Source organism: Leifsonia sp. SIMBA_070 (assembly GCF_046534635.1).
Lineage (GTDB): Bacteria > Actinomycetota > Actinomycetes > Actinomycetales > Microbacteriaceae > Leifsonia.
In genome coordinates, this window is record NZ_JAWRYK010000313.1 from 1 (window position 1) to 269 (window position 269).

Consider the following 269-nt stretch of genomic DNA (forward strand, 5'->3'; position numbering starts at 1 on the left):
ACCATTCATGCAGCCTCTGTGACTGAGGCGCTGGAGCGGTATGTCATGTTCTGCGAAGAGGTGAGTCCATCAGCAAAAGCCAACATCGCAAATACGCTCTACGTGCTGGCTCACCAGACAATGCGGTTTAACCCGACAGGTAATAGGCGTCAGATAGATATTACCGGCTTCAACCTGCGCAACACCTCTCAGGCAGCGACCATCCGGGCCCGTATTACCGGCGGCCAGTACAACCTGAAGGAACAGCTTGCCTCCATTACCTACGACTT

General features: G+C 53.9%; 1 protein-coding gene. It reads left to right on the forward strand.

Annotated features, from left to right (window positions below; genetic code table 11):
* Window positions 1-18: 18 nt before the first annotated feature.
* Window positions 19-269 (forward strand): hypothetical protein (locus SB754_RS20490; RefSeq protein WP_410784200.1); only part of this gene is annotated, 251 nt, incomplete at its 3' end.